The sequence below is a fragment of the Streptomonospora halophila genome (assembly GCF_039542725.1).
Classification (GTDB): Bacteria; Actinomycetota; Actinomycetes; order Streptosporangiales; family Streptosporangiaceae; genus Streptomonospora; species Streptomonospora halophila.
Genome location: NZ_BAABIK010000008.1, coordinates 1 through 21,012, shown reverse-complemented (window position 1 = coordinate 21,012; position 21,012 = coordinate 1). Strand labels below are relative to the sequence as shown.

14 protein-coding genes and 1 pseudogene are annotated in these 21,012 nt (G+C 73.5%); 3 read left to right on the top strand and 12 right to left on the bottom strand.

Annotation, left to right across the window (positions count from 1 at the left end; translation table 11 throughout):
* Nucleotides 1–166: 166 nt before the first annotated feature.
* Entirely contained in the window at nucleotides 167–1,717 is a 1,551-nt protein-coding gene (gene gatB / locus ABEA15_RS08900; RefSeq protein ID WP_345556249.1) for an Asp-tRNA(Asn)/Glu-tRNA(Gln) amidotransferase subunit GatB, read from the bottom strand.
* A gap of 481 nt (nucleotides 1,718–2,198) precedes the next feature.
* Here gatB and ABEA15_RS08895 point away from each other — a divergent pair, with 481 nt between their 5' ends.
* A complete protein-coding gene (locus ABEA15_RS08895; RefSeq protein ID WP_345556248.1) occupies nucleotides 2,199–3,401 on the top strand; it encodes a thioester domain-containing protein in 1,203 nt (400 codons plus the stop codon).
* A 488-nt stretch (nucleotides 3,402–3,889) separates the two neighbouring features.
* Nucleotides 3,890–5,107, top strand: coding sequence for a thioester domain-containing protein (locus tag ABEA15_RS08890; RefSeq protein ID WP_345556247.1), 1,218 nt, complete (start codon nucleotides 3,890–3,892; stop codon nucleotides 5,105–5,107).
* A 334-nt stretch (nucleotides 5,108–5,441) separates the two neighbouring features.
* Here the strand turns inward: ABEA15_RS08890 and gatA are convergent, their stop codons facing one another.
* The 7 genes from gatA to mnmA all read right to left on the bottom strand — a co-directional run bounded on the left by gatA (nucleotide 5,442) and on the right by mnmA (nucleotide 15,217).
* On the bottom strand, nucleotides 5,442–6,944 hold the full coding sequence (gatA, locus tag ABEA15_RS08885; protein WP_344143504.1) for an Asp-tRNA(Asn)/Glu-tRNA(Gln) amidotransferase subunit GatA: 1,503 nt from the start codon (nucleotides 6,942–6,944) through the stop codon (nucleotides 5,442–5,444).
* On the bottom strand, nucleotides 6,941–7,240 hold the full coding sequence (gene gatC / locus ABEA15_RS08880) for an Asp-tRNA(Asn)/Glu-tRNA(Gln) amidotransferase subunit GatC (protein ID WP_344143505.1): 300 nt from the start codon (nucleotides 7,238–7,240) through the stop codon (nucleotides 6,941–6,943). The genes gatA and gatC overlap by 4 nt, the downstream gene beginning before the upstream one ends.
* Nucleotides 7,241–7,419: 179 nt before the next feature.
* The gene (locus tag ABEA15_RS08875; protein ID WP_345556246.1) at nucleotides 7,420–9,501 is read right to left on the bottom strand and encodes a putative bifunctional diguanylate cyclase/phosphodiesterase; all 2,082 of its coding nucleotides are present in this window, start codon (nucleotides 9,499–9,501) and stop codon (nucleotides 7,420–7,422) included.
* 358 nt (nucleotides 9,502–9,859) lie between these two features.
* On the bottom strand, nucleotides 9,860–12,037 hold the full coding sequence (ligA, locus tag ABEA15_RS08870; protein ID WP_344143507.1) for an NAD-dependent DNA ligase LigA: 2,178 nt from the start codon (nucleotides 12,035–12,037) through the stop codon (nucleotides 9,860–9,862).
* A 21-nt stretch (nucleotides 12,038–12,058) separates the two neighbouring features.
* Complete coding sequence (locus ABEA15_RS08865; protein ID WP_345556245.1) at nucleotides 12,059–13,081, bottom strand: methionine synthase; 1,023 nt, start codon at nucleotides 13,079–13,081, stop codon at nucleotides 12,059–12,061.
* A gap of 329 nt (nucleotides 13,082–13,410) precedes the next feature.
* On the bottom strand, nucleotides 13,411–13,968 hold the full coding sequence (locus ABEA15_RS08860) for a DedA family protein (RefSeq protein ID WP_345556244.1): 558 nt from the start codon (nucleotides 13,966–13,968) through the stop codon (nucleotides 13,411–13,413).
* A 163-nt stretch (nucleotides 13,969–14,131) separates the two neighbouring features.
* A complete protein-coding gene (gene mnmA / locus ABEA15_RS08855) occupies nucleotides 14,132–15,217 on the bottom strand; it encodes a tRNA 2-thiouridine(34) synthase MnmA (protein WP_345556243.1) in 1,086 nt (361 codons plus the stop codon).
* Between the two features lie 136 nt (nucleotides 15,218–15,353).
* Here mnmA and ABEA15_RS08850 point away from each other — a divergent pair, with 136 nt between their 5' ends.
* Nucleotides 15,354–16,538 carry a DUF695 domain-containing protein gene (locus ABEA15_RS08850; RefSeq protein ID WP_345556242.1) on the top strand — a complete coding sequence of 395 codons (1,185 nt, stop codon included), beginning with the start codon at nucleotides 15,354–15,356 and terminating at the stop codon, nucleotides 16,536–16,538.
* A gap of 45 nt (nucleotides 16,539–16,583) precedes the next feature.
* Here the strand turns inward: ABEA15_RS08850 and ABEA15_RS08845 are convergent, their stop codons facing one another.
* The 4 genes and pseudogenes from ABEA15_RS08845 to ABEA15_RS08830 form a co-directional block, all read right to left on the bottom strand.
* Complete coding sequence (locus ABEA15_RS08845; protein WP_344143512.1) at nucleotides 16,584–17,759, bottom strand: cysteine desulfurase family protein; 1,176 nt, start codon at nucleotides 17,757–17,759, stop codon at nucleotides 16,584–16,586.
* A gap of 133 nt (nucleotides 17,760–17,892) precedes the next feature.
* Nucleotides 17,893–18,837 carry an electron transfer flavoprotein subunit alpha/FixB family protein gene (locus ABEA15_RS08840; RefSeq protein ID WP_345556241.1) on the bottom strand — a complete coding sequence of 315 codons (945 nt, stop codon included), beginning with the start codon at nucleotides 18,835–18,837 and terminating at the stop codon, nucleotides 17,893–17,895.
* A gap of 30 nt (nucleotides 18,838–18,867) precedes the next feature.
* Nucleotides 18,868–19,647 carry an electron transfer flavoprotein subunit beta/FixA family protein gene (locus tag ABEA15_RS08835; protein ID WP_344143515.1) on the bottom strand — a complete coding sequence of 260 codons (780 nt, stop codon included), beginning with the start codon at nucleotides 19,645–19,647 and terminating at the stop codon, nucleotides 18,868–18,870.
* 266 nt (nucleotides 19,648–19,913) lie between these two features.
* Nucleotides 19,914–21,012 (bottom strand): annotated as a pseudogene (locus ABEA15_RS08830) (hypothetical protein); the annotation flags it as partial.

The window sequence follows — 21,012 nt, the reverse complement described above, 5'->3', positions numbered from 1 at the left end:
GGCGCCCCCGCGCCGCGTGTACCGCCCCGCGCCGCGCGACTCCGCCCGCTGTACACCGGGTCGCGCCGCTGCGGACTCTTCGCGCCGGACGGTATCGCGCTCCCGATGCGGACGCGACCCGCGCGCCGCGCAGAGCGCGGGCGTCCCGCTCCGGCCGCCGCGCGGGTCACCGGGCCCCGAGGCGCTCCAGGATCAGCTCGCGCGCCCGGCCGGCGTCGGCCTGCCCGCGGGTGGCCTTCATCACCGCGCCGACGAGGGCGCCGGCGGCGGCCACCTTGCCGCCGCGCACCTTGTCGGCGGCGTCGGGGTTGTCGGCGATGGCCCGGTCGACGGCCGCGCCCAGCGCGGAGTCGTCGCTGACGACCTTCAGGCCGCGCGCCTCGACCACCTCGTCGGGGCCGCCCTCGCCGGCCAGCACGCCCTCGACGACCTGGCGGGCCAGCTTGTTGGTGAGCGTGCCCTCCGACACCAGCGCGATCACGCGCGCCACCTGCTCGGGGGTGATCGCGAGCGCGGCCAGCTCCACCTCGGACTCGGTGGCGCGGCGCGACAGCTCGTTGAGCCACCACTTGCGGGCGTCGTCAGGAGAGGAGCCGGCCTCGACCGTGGCGGCGACGAGGTCGATCGCCTCGGCGTTGGCCAGGTCGCGCAGCTCCTCGTCGGAGAGGTTCCATTCGGCCTTGATGCGCGCGCGCCTGGCGGCGGGCAGCTCGGGCAGGCCGGCGCGCAGCCGCTCGACCCACTCGGCGCCGGGCGCGACGGGGACGAGGTCGGGGTCGGGGAAGTAGCGGTAGTCCTGCGCCTCCTCCTTGCTGCGGCCCGAGACGGAGCGGCCGGTGTTCTCCTGGAAGTGCCGGGTCTCCTGGACCACGCGCTCCCCCGCGCCGAGCACGCCGGCCTGGCGCTCGATCTCCGAGCGCACCGCGCGCTCCACCGAGCGCAGGGAGTTGACGTTCTTGGTCTCGCTGCGGGTGCCCCACTCGTCGGCGCCGCGCGGCATCAGCGAGACGTTGACGTCGCAGCGCAGCGACCCCTCCTCCATGCGCACGTCGGAGATGCCCAGGGACCGCACCAGGTCGCGCAGCTCGGTGACGTAGGCGCGGGCCACCTGCGGCGCGAGGTCGCCGGTGTGCTCGATGGGCTTGGTGACGATCTCCAGCAGGGGGATCCCGGCGCGGTTGTAGTCGACGATGGAGTACTCGGCGCCGTGGATGCGGCCGGTGGCGCCGCCGACGTGGGCGGTCTTGCCGGTGTCCTCCTCCATGTGCACCCGCTCGATCTCCACCCGGATCTCGCGCGGGCCCTCGGGCGTGTCGACGGTGACGTCGAGGTAGCCGTCGGTGCACAGGGGCTCGTCGTACTGGGAGATCTGGTAGTTCTTCGGCATGTCGGGGTAGTAGTAGTTCTTCCGCGCGAAGCGGCACCACGACGCCACCGAGCAGTTCAGCGCCAGGCCCAGCCGGATCGCGCTCTCGACCGCGGTCGCGTTGACCACGGGCAGCGAGCCGGGCAGCGCCAGGCACACCGGGCAGACCTGGGTGTTGGGGTCGGCGCCGAAGGCCGTGGCGCAGGAGCAGAACATCTTCGAGTCCGTGCCCAGCTCGACGTGGGTCTCCAGCCCGAGCACCGGCTCATAGGAGCGCATGGCGTCGTCGAAGGCCACGGGGGCCGGACCGTCACCGCTCGTGGCAGGGCTACTCGTTACCGCGCCAACCATCGCCGCAACCCGTTTCCTTATCCGAAGTCCGTATCCGAAAAGGCCCGGCCCCCCGCTGCGCAAGCGGCGGCGGGGCCGTCCTGAGCCCGTCGCAGCGGTCCCGCGGGCGGAACCGGCGAGGGCGTGCCGCGCCCCGCTGGTCAGCGTGGGCCGCGGGCCGCCACTGCAGCCTACCGATGCCCGGCCCGCGGCGGGGACGGCGCCGGCCGCCGCCGCAGCGCCCGGTGCGCTGCGCGCCGCCGCAGCGCCGTGGGCCGTCCCACCTGGGCGCGCGGCAGGGCGACTACTCGCCAGACCCGGTATGTCACAGCATGCGCACGATTCGACGTCACCTCGTGGCATACGCGCCGCCGCCGGGCGGCCGCGAGGTTAACCTGATGCTCCTGAGCAGGAGCGCCGGTCTTCCCGGCGCACGCCGTCCGCCCGCGCCCGCCCCGGTCCAGCACCGGCCCGCCCGCACCTCGGGGAGGCAAAGCGACCCATGTCCGGACTCATGCGGCGATGCCTCGCGGCGGCCGCCGCGGCGCTCGCCTTCGCCGGGGGCTCGGCGGTACCGGCCGCGGCCGAGGACCTCTCGCGCGTCGCTCCCGAAACGGAGCAGGGCGCCACGATCCGGCTGGCGGGCGGCGGCGCCGCCGAGACCGCGCTGTACCGGCTGATGGTGGGCGACGACGCCGCGGTCGAGGCGTACTGCGCCGACATCAGCACCAGCGTCGACCCGCAGGCCGCCTACGCCGAAGCCGCGTGGGAGGCCGGCGCCGCGCCGAACGCCGCACCCACCGCACCCGGCGCCGTGAGCTGGATCACCGCGCACTCCTACCCCCACGTCGGGCTGGATCGGCTGCGTGAGGCGAGCGGCGTGGCCGCGGCGAGCCGGGCGCAGGCGATCGCCGCGACCCAGGCGGCGGTCTGGCACCACACCAACGGCGTGGACCTCGAACGCGAGCGGCCCCAGGGCTCCGATCGGCTTCCGCCGACGGTGCGGCTCTACGACTACCTGCTGGAGGGCGCCCGCCGGGAGGCCGACTCCGATCCCGGTGCGACTCTGGAGCTGACACCCGACCGCGTGGAAGGCGCCGACCCGGCCGGACCGATCGGCCCGCTGACCGTGCACACCACCTCCCCGGGCCCGGTGCGCGTCTGGGTGAGCGGAACGCGGGAGGGGCGGCTCACCGACGCCGAGGGCGATGCGGCCGAGCAGGTCGGCGACGGCGACGAGTTCTTCCTGCGGCTGCCCCCGGAGACCCCGGCGGGGGTGGCGACCGTCTACGCCGAGGTGACCGACGCGCGGGTGCGTCCCGGCCGGCTGTTCGTGGGCAAGGACGGGGTGCAGACCCAGCCCCTGGTGGTCGCCGACACGGCCGTGACCGGCGCGACCGCGTCGGTGAAGGTCGACTGGGTGGCCGAGGCCCCCTCCTCCGAGGCGCCGCCGCGGCCCGAGCCCTCGGCGTCCCAAGCCGCCGAGGCCGACGCCGCGGCGCCTCCCTCGCCGTCCTCCTCGGCCCTTTCGGCGGCGTCGCCGAGCGCGTCTTCCGCGGGCGTCGTCGTGGCCGAGGACCGCCGCCCCGACGACAACCTGGCGCACACCGGCACCTGGCTGGGCAGCCTCCTCATCCTCGGACTGGCGCTCGTGGCCGTCGGCGCCGCCGTGCTGTACCTGACCCGGCACCGCCGCTCGATGTGACGCGGGACGTCGTTTCAGGAGTGACTCGGGTTGTCCGAGTGGCCGCTTGCGGCCAGATGTTCTGCTGACGAGAGCGACCGGATTCCCGTGTTCCGACGGTTCCCGGGTGTACCGGACACCCGACGCCGGGTGTGAACGCACAGCTCCGGCGCGGTCTACACCCGCATAAGACCCCCATCCACCCCCGAGGTTCCGGATAACGGACAGCACAGAACAGAACCCATAAATTCGGCGAAGGCGGTTGGAAGCCCGGAACCGGGTCGCTAGGATCTGGCGGTGCGGTAGACGAGAAATCGCCGTCGCGGCCCCCGCTACCGTGCTCGGCGATCCGAGCACCACGCCCCCCGGGGGCGTCTGATCAACCTTCGGTCGAGCACCGCACCAGCAGCCGGCGCCCCACGCGCCCCTGGTCGGCCGAATTGCCGTTCGCACCCGAAACAGCGAACACTGCACTGTCCGGTTTCCCCTATTTCTCACCGGGACACGATTTGAGCGTAACGAGTCACCCCCTGCCCGCCACGCGCCGCAGTCGCGCGGTCACCAAGGTCGCCGCCACCGCGGCGGCCGCCACCCTGGCCCTCGGCCTCGCCGCCGCCCCCGCCGCCGCTGAAGGCGCGACGGGCGAGTACGTCGGCAACGCCGAGCAGGGCTACAAGGTCCACACGACCGATGGCACTGTCGGCACCACGCTGTTCAACCTGAAGCTCGACGACGGCACGGTCCTGCGGACCTACTGCATCGACTTCGAGACCAATATCCGCGGCGGTGCGAAGTACCAGGAAGACGCCTGGGACAACTACCCCGGAAAGGGCGACTTCGCCGAACCCGCCAAGGTCCACTGGGTGCTGCAGAACGGCTACCCGCAGGTCGACACCTCTACCCTGCGCGAGAAGACCGGCTACGACAACATCAACCGCAAGACCGCGCTCTCGGGCACCCAGGCCGCCATCTGGCACTTCAGCAACGGCATCGAGCTCGACGGCGAGGACCGCCGAGGCGTCACCGAGGTCTACGACTACCTCGTCGAGAACGCCGTCGAGGAGCCGCAGAGCCAGGAGCCCGACACCTCGCTGAGCATCACCCCGGCCTCGGCCGAGGGCAAGGCCGGCGAGACCATCGGCGAGTTCCTGCTCGAGACCAGCGCCGACAGCGTGCCGGTGAAGCTCTCCGGCCCCGAGGGCGCGAAGCTGGTCGACCTGGGCAGCGGCGATGAGATCGCCGGCGAGGTCGCCAACGGCACGAAGTTCGGCGTGCAGATCCCCAAGGGGACCGCCGCCGGCGAGGCCGGCGTCTCCGCCTCCATCTCCACCAAGCTGCACATGGGCCGCCTGTTCAAGGGCGTCGACGACGACAAGCCGACCCAGACGCTGATCGCCGCGGAGTCCCAGGAGATCTCCACCGACGCCGGCGCCAAGGTCAGCTGGACCGAGGCCAGCGAGCCCACCCCGAGCCCGACGCCCAGCGACACGCCCAGCGAGACCCCGAGCGAAAGCCCGAGCCCCTCGCCGAGCGAGACGCCGGACACCAAGCCCACCCCGAGCGAGAGCCCTGAGGCCCCGGCCGAGGACGAGGACGACGAAGGCGGTCTGCCGGTCACCGGTGCCGCTCTGGGCGGCCTGGTCGCCGCCGCCGTCGCCGCTCTGGGAGCCGGTGCCGCGGTCATGTACCTGAGCCGCAAGCGCCGCAGCAGCTCGTCCATCAGCTAGCACCGCCTAGCACCGGCGAGCGCCGGACAGCGGGAGCGCCCGTCGCCGCGATCGAGCGGTGGCGGGCGCTTTCGCGTGTGCGGGGTCTTCGGGCCCGCCGGCGGTGGGGGGCGGCCGCTCCGGTGCCGAGCCGCTGTGCGGCGGCACACGGGCCCGCAGCGCGCCTCGTGCCCGGACCCCGCCGCCGCGTCCGAGCCCGTACCCGGAGCCGGGTCCGCGCACAGGGGCCCGCGCACAGCGAAGGGCGCCCGGTCCCCGTCGGGATCCGGGCGCCCTTCGCCCCGCGCCTCGCGGGCGCGGCCTGCGCCGATGCGGACGCCGCGCGCGACCGGCGCTAGACCGCGTACGCGTTCTCGGACAGCAGCGGACCGCCCCGTCGTTCGGCGAGCGCGGCCTCGACCGCCGCACCCACCCGGTAGGTGCGGTCGTCGGCCAGCGCCGGCGCCATGATCTGCAGACCGACCGGCAGGCCGTCCTCCGGCGCCAGGCCGCACGGCACCGACAGCGCCGCGTTGCCCGCCAGGTTCGACGGGATGGTGCACAGGTCGGCCAGGTACATCGACATCGGGTCGCCGGTGCGCTCGCCGATGGGGAAGGCGGTGGTCGGCGTCGTGGGCGACACCAGCACGTCGACGTTCTCGAAGGCGGCGTCGAAGTCCCGCTTGACCAGCGTGCGCACCTGCTGAGCCGAGCCGTAGTAGGCGTCGTAGTAGCCGCTGGAGAGCGCGTAGGTGCCCAGGATGATGCGCCGCTTGACCTCGGGGCCGAACCCCTCGGCGCGGGTCAGCGACATGACCTCCTCGGCGCTGCGGCCGCCGTCGTCGCCCACGCGCAGCCCGTAGCGCATGGCGTCGAAGCGGGCCAGGTTCGAGGAGCACTCGCTGGGCGCGATCAGGTAGTAGGCGGCCAGCGCGGCGTCGAAGCTCGGGCAGGAGACCTCGACCACCTTGGCGCCCAGGGACTCCAGCAGCTCCACGGACTCCTGGAAGCGCTGCTGGACGCCGGGCTGGTAGCCCTCGCCGCCGAGCTCGCGGACGACGCCGACGCGCAGGCCGGCGACGTCGGCGCGGCGCGCCGCCTCGACCACCGGCGGCACCGGCGCGTCCACCGAGGTGGAGTCGCGCGGGTCGTGGCCGGAGAAGGCCTCGTGCAGCAGTGCGGCGTCGAGCACGTTGCGCGCGATGGGGCCCGGGGTGTCCAGGGAGGAGGCGAAGGCGATCAGCCCGTAGCGGGACGAGCCGCCGTAGGTGGGCTTGGCGCCGACCAGGCCGCACACCGCCGCCGGCTGGCGGATGGAGCCGCCGGTGTCGGTGCCGGTGGCCAGCGGCGCCTCGAACGCGGCCACGGCCGCCGAGGAGCCGCCCGACGAGCCCCCCGGGATGCGGTCGGGGTTCCAGGGGTTGCGGGTGGCGCCGAAGGCGGAGTTCTCCGTGGAGGAGCCCATGGCGAACTCGTCCATGTTGGTCTTGCCCAGGATCACCGTGCCCGCCCGGCGCAGCCGCGCGGTGACCGTGGCGTCGTAGGGCGGCCGCCAGTCGGCGAGGATCTTGGACGCGGCGGTGGTGGGCATGTCCTCGGTGGTGAAGACGTCCTTGTGGGCCACCGGGACGCCGGCGAGCGGCCCGGGGTCCTCGCCGGCCGCGATGCGCTCGTCGACGGCGCGGGCCTGGGCCAGCGCGGTCTCGCGGTCGAGGTGCAGGTAGGCGTGGATGTCGCCCTCGACCTCGGCGATGCGGTCGAGGTAGGCGCCGGCGGCCTCGACCGAGGTGGTCTCCCCGGCGCGGACCTTCTCGCCCAGTTCCGCGGCGCTGAGCCGCAGCAGGTCGGTGGCGCTCACTGGTCCTCCCCCAGGATCTGCGGGACGCGGAAGCGCTGGTCCTCCACCGCGGGCGCGCCCGCCAGCGCCTGGTCGGGCGTCAGCCCGGGGAGGGACTCGTCGGGGCGGTAGACGTTGGTGAGCGGCAGGGCGTGCGAGGTCGGCGGGATGTCGCCCTGGGCGACCTCCTGCACCTTGGCCACAGCCGAGATGATCTCGTCGAGCTGGGCGGCGAGCTGGTCCAGCTCGTCCTCGTGCAGCGCCAGCCGCGACAACCGGGCGAGGTGCGCGACCTCATCGCGGGTGATGGCGGACATGTAGGCAAACCGTTTCTTCGGCGGAATCGGACGTGCCCCCTCCGTTGAGCCGCCGGCGCGGGGCCGCGCACCGCGGGCCGGGCGGCGGGGCGGCTCGGTGGATCGGGACAGCTCAATCCTATTGCCGCACAGGCGGCGGCGGGCGCGCCCGTTCACAGGGCCGGTGCCGCCAGGCGGGGTCAGGCCGAGCGGCTGTGCTCCTCGCTGGCGCCGCGGCCCCTGTAGCCGGCCGGCGGCTGCTGGCCGCCGTGCTCGACCAGCCAGGGGATGACGGCCTCGGCCTGCAGCGGGGCGGCGAAGTAGCGGCCCTGGGCGGCGTAGCAGCCCATCGAGCGCATGTCGGCGGCCACCCCCTCGGACTCGACGCCTTCAGCGACGGCGCGCATGCCGAGCGTGCCGACCAGGTCCACCGCCGACTGCACGATCAGGTGGCCGTCCGGGTCGGCGAGGCTGCGCCGGACGAAGGACTCGTCGATCTTGATCTCCTCCACGGGCAGGCCGTTGAGCCGCGCGAGAGTGAAGTAGCCGGTGCCGAAGTCGTCCAGGGCCAGCGAGACCCCCAGGTCGGCCAGCGCCAGCATGGTGGGGGTGATCGCATCGGCCTCGGCGACCATGACCCGTTCGCTGATCTCCAGCCGCAGCGCCTGGGGCGCGACGCCGTGGCGGCGCAGCGCCGCGGCGAGGATGTCGGGCAGAGTGGGGTCGAGCAGCTCGCGCGCGGAGAGGTTGACCGCCACGGGCAGCCGGACGCCCGCCTCCCACCAGCGGGCGATCTGGGGCAGAGTGCGCTCCAGGACCTCGTGGGTGAAGCTGCGCATCAGGTAGGACTGCTCGACCAGCGGGACGAAGTCCTCGGGCGGCAGCACGCCGCGCTGCGGGTGGCGCCAGCGCACCAGCGCCTCCAGCCCGACGGCGCGGTGGTCGGCCAGGCCGACCTTGGGCTGGTAGTACATCAGCAGCTCGTCGTCGACCAGGGCGCGGCGCAGCTCGCCGAAGAGGCTGAGGCGGGCGGTGGAGTTGCGGTCCTTGTCGGGCTCGTAGAGCTCCACACCGGTCCGGCGCTCCTTGGCCACGTACATCGCGACGTCGGCGCGCTGCATGAGCAGCTCGAAGTCGGGGGCGTGGTTGGGGTAGAGCGCGATACCCACGCTTGCCTCCAGGTCGAAGTCCATGCCGTCCAGGCGCATGGGCTCGGCCAGGGATACGCGCAGCCGGGCGGCGACCTCGCGGGCGGAGGCGGCGTCGCGCACCTGCGGCAGCAGCACCGCGAACTCGTCGCCGCCGAGGCGGGCGACCAGGTCGCCGGGGCGCACGCTGTGGGTCAGCCGCCGCGCGACGGTCTGCAGCAGGCGGTCGCCGGTGGGGTGCCCCAGGGTGTCGTTGACCTCCTTGAAGCGGTCGAGGTCGAGCAGCAGCAGGCCCACGCGGCTCTTGCGCTGCTGGGCTTCGGCCAGCGCCTCCTGGGTGCGCAGAATCAGCAGCTTGCGGTTGGCCAGCCCGGTCAGCTCGTCGTGGTTGGCCTGGTGCTCGCGCTTCACCGACAGTGTGGCGCTGGTGTAGAGGGCGGCCAGGGGGAAGAAGAACAGCGGCACGAGCCAGATCTCGTGGGTCATGGCCACCGACACCAGCGGCGCGAGGCTGAGCAGGACGCCGTGGACGAACAGGCGCTGGCCGATGTCCTTGCGCAGGGTGGCGCCCAGCGGCGCGCGCTCGTGGATCGCGACGGCGGCGTCGACCAGCACCACGTTGCAGCCGAAGTAGACCGCGCCGGCGAGGGCGAGCCCGGCGAGGTCGGGCCCCGTCACCGAGTGGGGCGGCTCGGAGCCCCGGGTGAGCAGCAGGGTCAGCACCAGGTCGGCGGCGCCGAAGCTGAGGATGTACTGGGCGATGTTGAAGGCGACGCGGTGCGGGGAGTGCCCGCGGGCGACCCCGGCGATGACCGAGGCCACGGCCTGCACGAGCCCGGCCACGGGCAGGCCCAGGGAGATCAGCAGCGCGAAGGAGAACGGCAGGGACGTGGGGGCGCCCTGGTCGGGCGACGTCCGCGGCGAGGCGATGGGGCGCAGCTCACCGATGATCACCATGCACAGCATCAGCCAGACCAGGGGCATGGCGCCCAGTTGCTGCAGTCGTTCGAGCCCGTAGAAGGAGAGCGCGACGCCCAGCACCGCGCCGCCCGCGACCGTGACGCCGGCGAGGTAGAGCCACAGCGGCGTCCCGGTCCGGGGGCCGATGTCCCGGGTGCTGGTGGGATCCAACATAGACGTCCTCAGGGGGATTCACGGTGCCCGGCGCCGAACTTGCTCCCCCCGCGGCGCCGGGGCTACGAAACCTGTCACGTTCTCCCGTTCCGGTCCCCCCATGACCGGTCCGGTCCTTGCGTCTGCAATGAGCAGCTACATCCGATCAGTTCCTTTTTCAGCTTACGACCCTTCATAACCAGGTGTCGCCGACCGGGAACTTTCGGTGAATCGGGCGCAAGCTGGGATGATCGCCTGATTCGTCCTGAAATGCTGCGAGAGGTAGCCTAATGATCGCGCATCGTAGACGCCACTGCCAGCACGGACACCGTCGACCGGGACTGACGACCGAATCCGCTGGAAACCGCGCTGAACACGCTCAATCCGTGTTCAGTCGGCGTTCTATGGCCGCATCCGGCCCTTTTTCGAGCAGCACGCGGAACCCGTCCTCGTCGAGGATCGGAACCCCGGCCTGTACCGCTTTGTCGTACTTGGTGCCCGGGCTGTCGCCCACCACGACGAACCCGGTCTTCTTGGACACCGAGCCGGTCACGCGACCGCCGCGGTCGGCGATGGCCTCCTTGGCCTCGTCGCGGCTGAAGCCGGTCAGCGACCCGGTGACGACCACGGTGGCGCCGTCCAGCAGGCGGGGCCCGCCGGCGCCCTCCTCCTCCATGACCACGCCGGCGGCGCGCCACTTGCGGACGATCTCGCGATGCCAGTCGACGTCGAACCACTCGCGCAGCGAGGCGACGATCGTGGGGCCGATCCCCTCGACGGCCGACAGCTCCTCCTCGGACGCCTCGGCGATCGCCTCGATCGAGCGGAAATGGCGGGCCAGGTCCTCGGCCGCGCGCGGGCCCACGTGGCGGATGGACAGCGCGACCAGCACCCGCCACAGCGGCCGCCGCTTGGCCTGCTCCAGCTCCTCGAAGAGCTTCTCGACGGTCTTCTTCGGCTCACCCTTCTGGTTGGCGAAGAAGGTGACGACCTTGGGCTCGCCGGTCTTGGGGTCGCGCTTGGGCTCGGTGGTGTCGGGGTCGAGCACCAGCGACTTGATGGGCAGCAGGTCGTCGACGGTGAGGTCGAACAGGTCGCCCTCGTCGCGCAGCGGCGGCGTCTCGGGCTCCAGCGGCTGGGTGAGGGCGGTGGCCGCCACATAGCCCAGCGCCTCGATGTCGAGGGCCTTTCGGCTGGCGATGTAGGCCAGGCGCTCGCGCCGCTGGCCCGGGCAGTCGCGCGTGTTGGGGCAGCGGAGGTCGACGTCGCCCTCCTTCTGCCGGCCCAGCGGGGTGCCGCACTCCGGGCACGTCTCGGGCATGGCGAACGCGGTCTCGGAGCCGTCGCGGCGGTCGGTCACGGGGCCCACGATCTCGGGGATGACGTCGCCGGCCTTGCGCAGGACCACGGTGTCGCCGATGAGCACGCCCTTGCGCTCGACCTCCTGGGCGTTGTGCAGGGTGGCGAGCTCGACCTCGGAGCCGGCCACCCGCACCGGCTCCATCACGCCGTAGGGGGTGACGCGGCCGGTGCGCCCGACGTTGACCCTGATGTCCACGAGCCGGGTGGTGACCTCCTCCGGCGGGTACTTGTAGGCGATCGCCCAGCGGGGCGCGCGGCTGGTGGAGCCGAGCCGGCGCTGCAGCGAGACGTCGTCGACCTTGATGACCACGCCGTCGATCTCGTAGGAGGGCTCGTGGCGGTTCTCGGTGTAGTGGTCGATGTAGTCGCGGACCGCCTCGCGGGTGGTCAGCACCCGGTAGCGGTCGCTGACCGGCAGCCCCCACTCGCGCAGCAGGTCGTAGACGTGGGACTGGTGGGTGAACTCGACCCCGGTGTGGGCCCCGACGCCGTGCACGAGCATGTGCAGCGGGCGGGTGGCGGTGACGCGCGGGTCCTTCTGGCGCAGCGAGCCGGCGGCGCCGTTGCGCGGGTTGGCGAAGGGGGTCTTGCCCTCGTCGGCGAGCCGGGAGTTGAGCTTGTCGAACTCCTCGCCGGGCAGGAACACCTCGCCGCGGACCTCCAGCAGCTCCGGCGCCGGGCGCGCGGAGTCGTCGAGCCGCTCGGGGACGTCGGCGATGGTGCGGACGTTGAGGGTGATGTCCTCGCCCACGCGGCCGTCGCCGCGCGTGGCCGCGCGCACCAGGCGGCCGTTCTCGTAGACGAGGTCGACGGCCAGGCCGTCGATCTTGAGCTCGCACAGGTAGGCGTCGATGGGCGCCTCGGCCTCGACCCGGTGCACCCAGGCGTCGAGCTCCTCGGTGGAGAACGCGTTGTCGAGGCTCTGCATGCGCTCCAGGTGCTCGACCGGGGAGAAGTCGACGCTGACGGGTGCGCCGACCTTCTGCGTGGGCGAGTCCTGGGTGACGAGCGTGGGGTGGCGCTCCTCGATCCCGCTGAGCTCGCGCATGAGCGTGTCGTACTCGGCGTCTGAGACGATCGGCCTGCCCATGTAGTAGCGGTAGCTGTGGTCGTCCAGCTCCTGGCACAGTTGGGCGTGGCGCTCGCGCACCTCGGCGGGGACCCTGTCGTCAGCCGTAGGCTGTTGTGCGCTCACCCTCAGCCGTCCTTTCCGCAATCACCGGCGCCGCGGGTCCTCGCGCAGCACCCGGGCGGCCCGGCGGCAGGCGTCGAGCGCCGCGCGGGCGTGGTCGGGCGCGGCGCTCCCGAGCCCGCACGTGGGCGTGACGACCACGGCGCGGGCCAGTTGTTCGGGGGCGAGTCCGACGCGGCTCCACAGTTCACGTACAGGGTCGACGTTAGCGGCCGGGTCCGACACAACCCCGCCCGTACTCGCCACGACACCGGTAAAAAGACCGACTCCGGCCTCGACGGCGGTGCCGACGTCCTCGTCCAGCGCGCGTCCGATGAGCGTGGCGTCCAGGCTGACCGCGCGGGCACCCGACCGCCGCAGCAGGTCCAGCGGGACGCCGGCGGCGCAGCAGTGGGCGGCCGGCACCGCCTCCGCCGCGGCCAGGGCGGCGAACAGCTCGCGCAGCCGGGCCTCCACGGCGACGATGTCGGGGGCCGGCAGCCGCCCGTAACCGCTGGCGGTGGGCACGGCCCCCTGCAGCACCGCGGGCAGGGAGGGCTCGTCGACCTGCACCAGCAGCTCGGTGCCGGGCACGCGCTTGCGCACCTCGGCGACGTGGGCCAGCACGCCCTCCAGATGCGAGGCCGCCAGGTCGGCGACGGCGCCGTGGTCGGCCAGCAGCTTCTCGCCCGAGCGCAGCTCGATGGCGGCGGCCAGCGTCCAGAGCCCGGCCACCTGGATCTTCAGCGCCCCCGACAGGCCCTGGGAGTGCTCCTCCAGCGCGTCCAGGTCGCGGGAGAGGAAGCCGCGCGCCCGCTCGGCGTCGCGGCCGGGACGCTGGGCCACGCGCCATCCCGCGGGCTGCACCTCCACCGGCAGGTCCACCAGCATCCCGGCCGTGCGCCCGACGACGTCGGCGCCCGCGCCGCGCTCGGGCAGCTCCGGCAGGTGCGGCAGTTCGGGCAGTTCGCCGAGGACGGTGCGCACCGCCTCGTCGGGGTCGGTGCCGGGAAAGGAGCCGACTCCGGTGGAGCTCGCCTCCGGCCAGGGGTATCGCTGCTCAGTCACGACATCAAGGCTAGTCCAGACGCTGCGCGGGGATCGGCGGCCCGGGGCCCCGCCGCGGCCGCCGGGACCGGTGCGGGCAGCGGGAACGGGGCGCGGTCGGCCCTCGCTGATCCCGAACCGCCGGCGGCTCCGGCGGAGGAGTCGACGCCCACGGGTCGGGGCGCCCGGTCATCGCCATCGCGGCAGGCGGCGCACGACGGACGCGTCGACGGGCCACGGCCGGCCCGAAGGCGACGCGGAACATGAGCCCGGGAGCGGAGGCGTCGACGAACCGGGCGGGGGTGCAGCCGGGCGGCCCGCTGAGCCGCCCGTCCTCAAAGGCCGAGCGGTCAGGAGGAGCGGGAGTCCTCGGCGCGTTCGGGCTCCGCCTCTGCGGCGGACTCGGGAGCCGCCCGCACCTCGTCGGGGCGGTCGCCGCGCAGGCGCATGCGCCTGCGGCGCAGCAGGACCACCGCGGTGGCGGCGGCCGCGACGAGGACGCCGACCGCCGCGGCCAGGGCGGGCGAGTGCAGGAAAAGGTCCCACCACACGGCGAGGACCGCGAGACCGCCGAGGCTGTAGATGGCCGCCCAGCCGGCGCAGCCGGGCAGCATGGCCGCGAGATAGCGCCAGTAGGACATGCGCATGGCGCCGGCGGAGAGGTGGATCGCCGACTGGATGCCCACAGTGGCGTAGGACACGGTGACCACGGGCGGACCGAAGCGGTTGATCAGGCGCTCCGCCCGGGCGAGACGCTCGCCGATGCGCTCGGCCATCCGGGAGCGGTGCAGGCCCGCGCCAACGCCGCGGCCGATCCAGTAGATGGTCTGCGTGCGCGCGAAGGCGATGGCGAAGAGTGCCGCGTAGACGATCCAGAAGGGTTGGCCGTCCAGGAACCCGTAGTCCATCGCACCCCCTCCGCACTGCCGCGCCGGGGCGGGACCGGCGCGCGAACTATGTTATGCCTAACCTAACCTCAGGGGACAGGGAGGCGCCGCGGATGCGAGCTTGCCCACCCGCTGCGGGCGAGGCGCGCCGCGCCGCCGCGGGCCGGGCCCGGGCCGGCCCGGCCTAACCGGCGGCGACGGGTTCGCCGCTGCGGGCGGTCGCGGCGATGGTGCCCGAACCCAGCACCGTGTCGCCGTCGTAGAGGACCGCCGCCTGGCCGGCGGCCACGCCCGTTGCGGGCTCGTCGAGGCGGAGGAACAGCTCGCCGTCGCGCTGGACCGCTGTGCAGGAGTACACCTCGCCGTGGGCGCGCAGCTGCACGGTGCAGGCCGTGGGCTCGGCGAAGGGGGCGCCGCCGCTCCACACCGGGCGCTCGGCGGTGATCTCGTCGACGCGCAGCGACTCGCGCGGCCCGACCGTCACGGTGTTGTCCACCGGCTCGATGGAGAGCACATAGCGGCGCTCGGCCGCGCCGCCCAGGTTGAGCCCCTTGCGCTGGCCGACGGTGTAGGTGTGCGCACCCTGATGCGTGCCCAGGACCTCGCCGGACTCGTCCTTGATCGGGCCCGGCCCGCCCTCCAGCCGCGTGTTCAAAAACCCGGCGGTGTCGCCGTCGGCGATGAAGCAGATGTCGTGGCTGTCGGGCTTGTCGGCCACCGCCAGCCCGCGGCGCTCGGCCTCGGCGCGGACCTCGTCCTTGGTGCAGTCGCCCAGCGGGAACATGGCGTGGGCCACCTGGTCGCGGTCGAGCACGCCCAGCACGTAGGACTGGTCCTTGTCGGCGTCGACGCTGCGCCGCAGCCGGCCGCCGGCCTTGCGCACGTGGTGGCCGGTGCACACGGCGTCGAAGCCGAGCGCGACCGCGCGGTCCAGCACCGCCTCGAACTTGATCTTCTCGTTGCAGCGCAGGCACGGGTTGGGCGTGCGCCCCGCCGCGTACTCGGCGACGAAGTCCTGCACGACGTCGCGGTCGAACTCCTCGGCCATGTCCCAGACGTAGAACGGGATGCCGATGACGTCGGCGGCCCGCCGCGCGTCGCGGGAGTCCTCGGCCGTGCAGCAGCCGCGGGCGCCGGTGCGATAGGACTGGGGGTTCTTGGAAAGGGCCAGGTGCACGCCGGTGACGTCGTGGCCGGCCTCGGCGGCCCGGGCCGCGGCGACGGCGGAGTCGACGCCGCCGGACATGGCGGCCAGTACACGCAAAGTCATAGCGCCTTCCAGACTATGCGCACGCGCGGCCCCCTCTCGACCGGGTTTCGCACACGCCGCCGAACCCCCGCCCCCGCGGGGCGCCGCGCCCCGTGGTGTGGCGCGGCGGTCTCCCGGCTCTGCAAAAATCATGACCATGGCTCTGTTCCGTCGCCGCCGCTCAACGCAGTCCGACTCCGCCGTCGCCGTCGACGCGTTCTGGCGCCAGTGGCCCGAGTTCCGGGCTCCCCTGGCGGCTCTGGCCGAGAGCGGCACCCAACTGCCCCAGGACGTCGCCGACCGGCTGAAGGAGGCGGTCCGGCGCATCCACCCCGACGTGACGTGGCAGGTCGGCACGGCGCCCCGGGCGTCCGGCGGCGGGCCGGGCGACACGGGCGACCTGGATCTGGACGAGGACAGCGACCCCGGTCGGCTGCTGGAGCGCCTGGCGGCCCTCGACGACCCGCTGGCCTCCCTGGAGAACGCCGGCGACTACGCCCTGACACTCAGCGCGGGGTCCGACGACCAGGCGCGGGTGCTCACCGAGCGCTGGGCGCGGGCGGCGCCGCAGGAGCCGGGCTGGCGGTTCTTCCCCGCGTTCCCGCGCGACCACGACCGGCTGGGCAAGACCCTCGCATGGGAGGGCCACGAACTGGACCTGTCCCACTGCACCGTCGCGATGCGCGTCGACCAGCAGAGCAGCAGGATGGAGATCGGCGTCTACCACCCCGACTTCATGTTCCTGGCCGACGACCTCCGCGGCGGCGTGAGCGAGCGGGTGGTGCTGCTCGCGCTCGGCGAGGACGACTACGTGCGCTGGATCTCCAAGGTCGAGCCGCTGGTGGAGAAGCCGCTGGACCCGCTGCCGCCGGCGTCCATGCCGTCGGTGGTCGAGCAGCTGGCGAGCACCATGGGCAGCGGCGGCTGGGTGACCCTGCAGGGGCGGGTGCCGCTGCGCGGCATCATCGAGATCGCGGTGCGCCACCCGCTGCACCGCCGCGACTTCCCGGCGCTGACCCTGTACGTGCACGTCGCGCTGCCCTACACCAACAGCGACAGCGACCGGCTGCCGGCCGAGCCCTCCGCGACCGCGCTGGCGGAGTTCACCGAGGGCCTGCGCACCCTGCTGGGCGACAACGGCGCGCTGCTGGCGCAGCAGACCTCGGGCGGCCAGCGCCAGTTCTACTTCTACCTCGACCCCGACTCCGGCGTGCTGAGCGACTTCGAGCCCGCGGTGCGCGCGTGGACCGAGGGCCAGCCGACGCTGCAGAGCCGCCTCGACCCGGAGTGGCAGACCATCGACCAGCTGATGCGCCCGATCCGCCGCCAACTGGGCGGCTGACGGCCGCGGGCGGCCTGCCGAGGACCGGCCGGGGCGTGGCCGGCCTCAGGCCGCGCGGCGCTTGCGCCGGGCGGCGCGGGCGCGCTCCACGGCGGGGCCGATGGCCTCGCCCAACGCGTCGACGTCGGCGCGGGTCGAGCCCCGGCCCAGCGAGAACCGCAGAGAGCTGCGGGCGGTCTCGGGGTCGGCACCCATGGCCAGCAGCACGTGACTGGCCTGCGCCACGCCCGCAGAGCAGGCGGAGCCGGTCGAGCACGCGATGCCGCGGGCGTCCAGCAGCATCAGCAGCGCGTCGCCCTCGCAGCCGGGGAAGGACAGGTGGGCGTTGCCGGGCAGCCGGAGTTCGGGGTGCCCGTTCAGTTCGGCGTCGGGCACCCGCTCGCGCACGGCCGCGACCAGGTCGTCGCGCATCCGCGCGAGATCGCGCGCGTGCTCCTCGCGCTCGTCGACGGCGAGACGCAGTGCGGTGGCGAACCCGCGCAGCAGCGGGGTCATCAGCGTGCCCGAGCGGACCTCGCGCTCCTGGCCGCCGCCGTGCAGCACGGGCACCGGGTCGGTGCCGCGCGCCAGGAGCAGCGCTCCGGCGCCGGTGGGGCCGCCGAGCTTGTGCCCGGTGACGGTCAGCGCCGAGACGCCGCTGGCGGCGAAGTCGACCGGTTCGGCGCCCACCGCCTGCACGGCGTCGGTGTGGAAGGGGATGCCGTGCTCACGGGCGACGGCGGCCAGCTCGGACACCGGCTGCACGGTGCCGACCTCGTTGTTGGCCCACATGACCGACACGACGGCGACGTCGCCGGGGTTGCGGGCGATGGCGGCGCGGAGTCCCTCGGGCGAGACCCGGCCGAAGGAGTCGACGGGCAACTCCTCGAAGACCGCGTTCTGCTGTTCGGCCAGCCAGTGCACGGGGTCGAGCACGGCGTGGTGCTCGACCGCGCTGGCGAGGATGCGCCGGCGGGCGGGGTCGGCCCGGTTGCGCGCCCAGAACAGCCCTTTGAGGGCGAGGTTGTCGGCCTCGGTGCCGCCGCCGGTGAAGACGACCTCGTTGGGGGTGCAGCCGAGGGAGTCGGCGACGCTTTCGCGGGCCTCCTCGACGGTGCGCCGGGCCCGGCGGCCGGCCCCGTGCAGGGACGAGGGGTTGCCGAGGAGGCCGAACTCCTCGGTCATGTCCGCGACGGCTTCGGGCCGGACGGCGGTCGTGGCGGCGTGATCCAGGTACACCATGGCGTTTCCAGGATACGGCGGTGCGGTCTCCCGCGGTCCCCCGGCCCCGCCGGCGGGCGCCGCCCCGCGCACGGGCGCGCGGCCCCGGCCGTGCCCGGACCGCGCGCGCTGCCGTGCCCTGCCGGCCCGGCGCCTACTTGCGCTTGTCGATCTCCTCGGTGAGCTGCGGCGCCACAGTGTGCAGGTCGCCGACCACACCGAAGTCCGCCAGCTCGAAGATCGGTGCCTCGGGGTCCTTGTTGACCGCGACGATGTTCTTCGAGGTCTGCATGCCGGCGCGGTGCTGGATCGCGCCGGAGATCCCCAGGGCCACATAGAGGTTGGGGCTCACCGTCTTTCCGGTCTGGCCCACCTGGAACTGGTTGGGGTACCAACCGGAGTCGACCGCCGCGCGGGAGGCGCCCACGGCCGCGCCCAGCGAGTCGGCCAGCGCCTCGACCACCGAGAAGTCGTCGGAGCCCACACCGCGCCCGCCGGAGACCACGATGGCCGCCTCGGTCAGCTCGGGGCGCGCGCCCTTCTCCTGCACGACGCGCTCGACGACCTTGGCGCCGGTGGCGGCCTCGGAGAGCTCGACCTCGGCTTCCTCCAGCTCGGCGGCGCCCGGGGCGGGCTCGGCCGGAACCGAGTTGGGGCGCACCGCCACGACCGGAACGCCCGAGCGCACCCGGGCGTGGGTGATGGTCGCGCCGCCGAAGACGCTGTGCTCGGCGACCAGGTCGCCGGTGATGTCGACGACGTCGGTCAGCACGCCCGAGCCGAGCTTGACGGCGGTCCGCCCGGCGATCTCCTTGTTCTCGGGGGTGGCCGAGACGAGCACGGCCGCGGCCGACTTCTCGCCGGCCAGCTTCGCCAGCAGCTCGGCCTTGGGCGCGACCACGAAGTCGTTCAGCTCGGCCGCGGCCGTGTAGACCTTCTCCGCGCCGAACTCGGCCAGCTTGGCCTTGCCGGACTCGGCGCCGCCGCCGACCCACACGGCCGCGGGCTCGCCGATGCGGCGGGCGGCGGTCAGCAGCTCGGTGGTGACCTTCTTGACCTCTCCGTCGACGTGGTCGACGAGGACGAGGACCTCAGCCATCTGTCAATCCTTCCTTCGTCTCCGCCGGACCTATACGAACTTCTTCTCGGCGAGGAACTCCGCGGCCTTGGCGCCGCCGTCGCCCTCGTCCTTGACGACGGTGCCGGCGGCCCGGGGCGGGGCCGGCGCGAAGTCGGTGGTCTCGGTGCCGGCGTCGGCCACCCCGACCTGCGCGGTGTCGATGCCGGCGTCGGCGGTCGAAAGCTTCTCCACCGGCTTCTTCTTCGCCTGCATGATCAGCTTGAACGAGGGGTACCGCGGCTCGTTGATCTTCTCGATCACGGAGACGACCGCGGGCAGCTGCGCCTCGACGACGTCGTAGCCGTAGTCGGTGGCGCGCTGGATGCGGATGGCCGAGCCGTCGACGTCGACCTTGCCCGCGAGGGTGAGCTGCGGCAGGCCCAGGTACTCGGCCAGAGCCGCGCCGACCACGCCGGTGCGGGCGTCGGTGGACTCCGAGCCGAGCACCACGAGGTCGAACTCGACGGTGCCCAGCGCCTTGGACAGCGCGTAGGCCGTCTGCAGCGCGTCGGAGCCGTGCAGCGCGTCGTCCACGAGGTGGACGGCCTTGTCGGCGCCCATGGACAGCGCCTTGCGGATGGAGTCGGTGGCCTGGTCGGGTCCCATCGTCAAGACGGTGACCTCGCCGCCGTGCTTCTCCTTGAGGAGCAGCGCCTCTTCGATGGCGTACTCGTCGAGTTCGTTGATGACGCCGTCGGACGCCGCGCGGTCCAGCGTGTTGTCGTCCGACGAGAGTTTGCGCTCGGTCGCCGTGTCCGGGACCTGCTTGACCAATACGACAATATTCATGGCCGGTGGCCGACCTCCCTGCACTCCCATGCGTCGCCCACTCGGACGGCGCGGGCGCTGGCGCGCCCGTGGCCCCTTACGGTGCCAGATGCACTGCTGCCATCGGGTGGCGGGGGCGTTCCCGTCACGCCTCCCGCCTGCGGTTTCCGCTCTGCCATCCCGATGTTACTGGCTAGTAGCCCCTGGGGCGAACGCGCCCCCGCCCGGACGGGCCGGGCAAGGGCGCCGAAGCGGTCGGCCCGGCTCGCGGACGCGGGCGGGCGGGGTCAGCCGCCGAAGAGCGCCCAGCCCGAAGGACCGTTGCCCATCAGCCACCACGACGGCGCCGCGCCGATCCCGTAGGAGCACACCAGCATCGCGAGCAGCACCGATACGACGATCACGCCCCAGTAGACGTAGGGGCTGCGGACGGTGACGGAGTCGATGGCCGAGCGCGCCTGGCGCACGGCGCCGCGTCCGTTGGGCCCCAGGAAGCTGAGCACCACGACGATGGCGAACGCGTAGGAGCCCACGAAGTTCGGCGTATTGGTGCCGTCGCTGGTCAGCAGCGTGATCACGATGCCGACCACGATTCCGGCGAGCAGGTAGCCCAACCCGTAGAGCAGGTTGCGGCCGAGCGTGCGCAGCAGGGCCCAGGGCATGCTCAGCACGATGACCGCGTTGTCGGAGCTGCGCGGGCCGCGCGTCTGCAGGCGCCGCGCGTGCTCGCTCTTGACCGTCTCCAGCGCGCCGAGGACGCTCGCTGTGAGCAGTCCCACGATCAGGCCCAGGACCGGAACGGTCAGGCAGAGGCCGGCCAGGAACGCCAGCGCAGGGATGAGCAGCAGCCACGGCAGCGGGCGGGCGTCGTGTCCGCGGTCGTAGCCGCTGTCGTGGTCGTCCTCGCCGCTGGTGTCGATGTAGTCGCCGAGGCTGTCGCCGCCCGAGCGGCGGAACCTGTCGAAGAGCCCTCCGCGCTCCTCGGTCTCGCCGCGGTCCGCCCCGCGAGCGACGGGGCGCTCGTCGACCGGCGTGAGGATGTCGCGGAAGTCCTCGGGACGCAGCGTCGAGTTGAAGTACTGCGTGCTCGGGCCCGCCGCCGCGGAGTCGTCGGCCCCGTAGGTGCCGAGCATGCCGGCCTGCTGCGGTGAGGGGGCCTCGTCGGGGGCGCCGCCGACCCGGGTCTGGTCCGCGCCGCCCGCACCGGCGCGCATCGTCTGGTCGGCCCCGCCGACGCGTGTCTGGTCCGCACCGCCGACCCGGGTCTGGTCGGGGCCTGCGCCCATCGTGCTCCCGGCCGCGCCGGCCTCGGGTGCGGAGGTCCAGCCGCCCGGTGCCGCGCCCGGCGCCGCGGCGCCCGCTCCGGCGCCCGCGGCACCGGCGGCC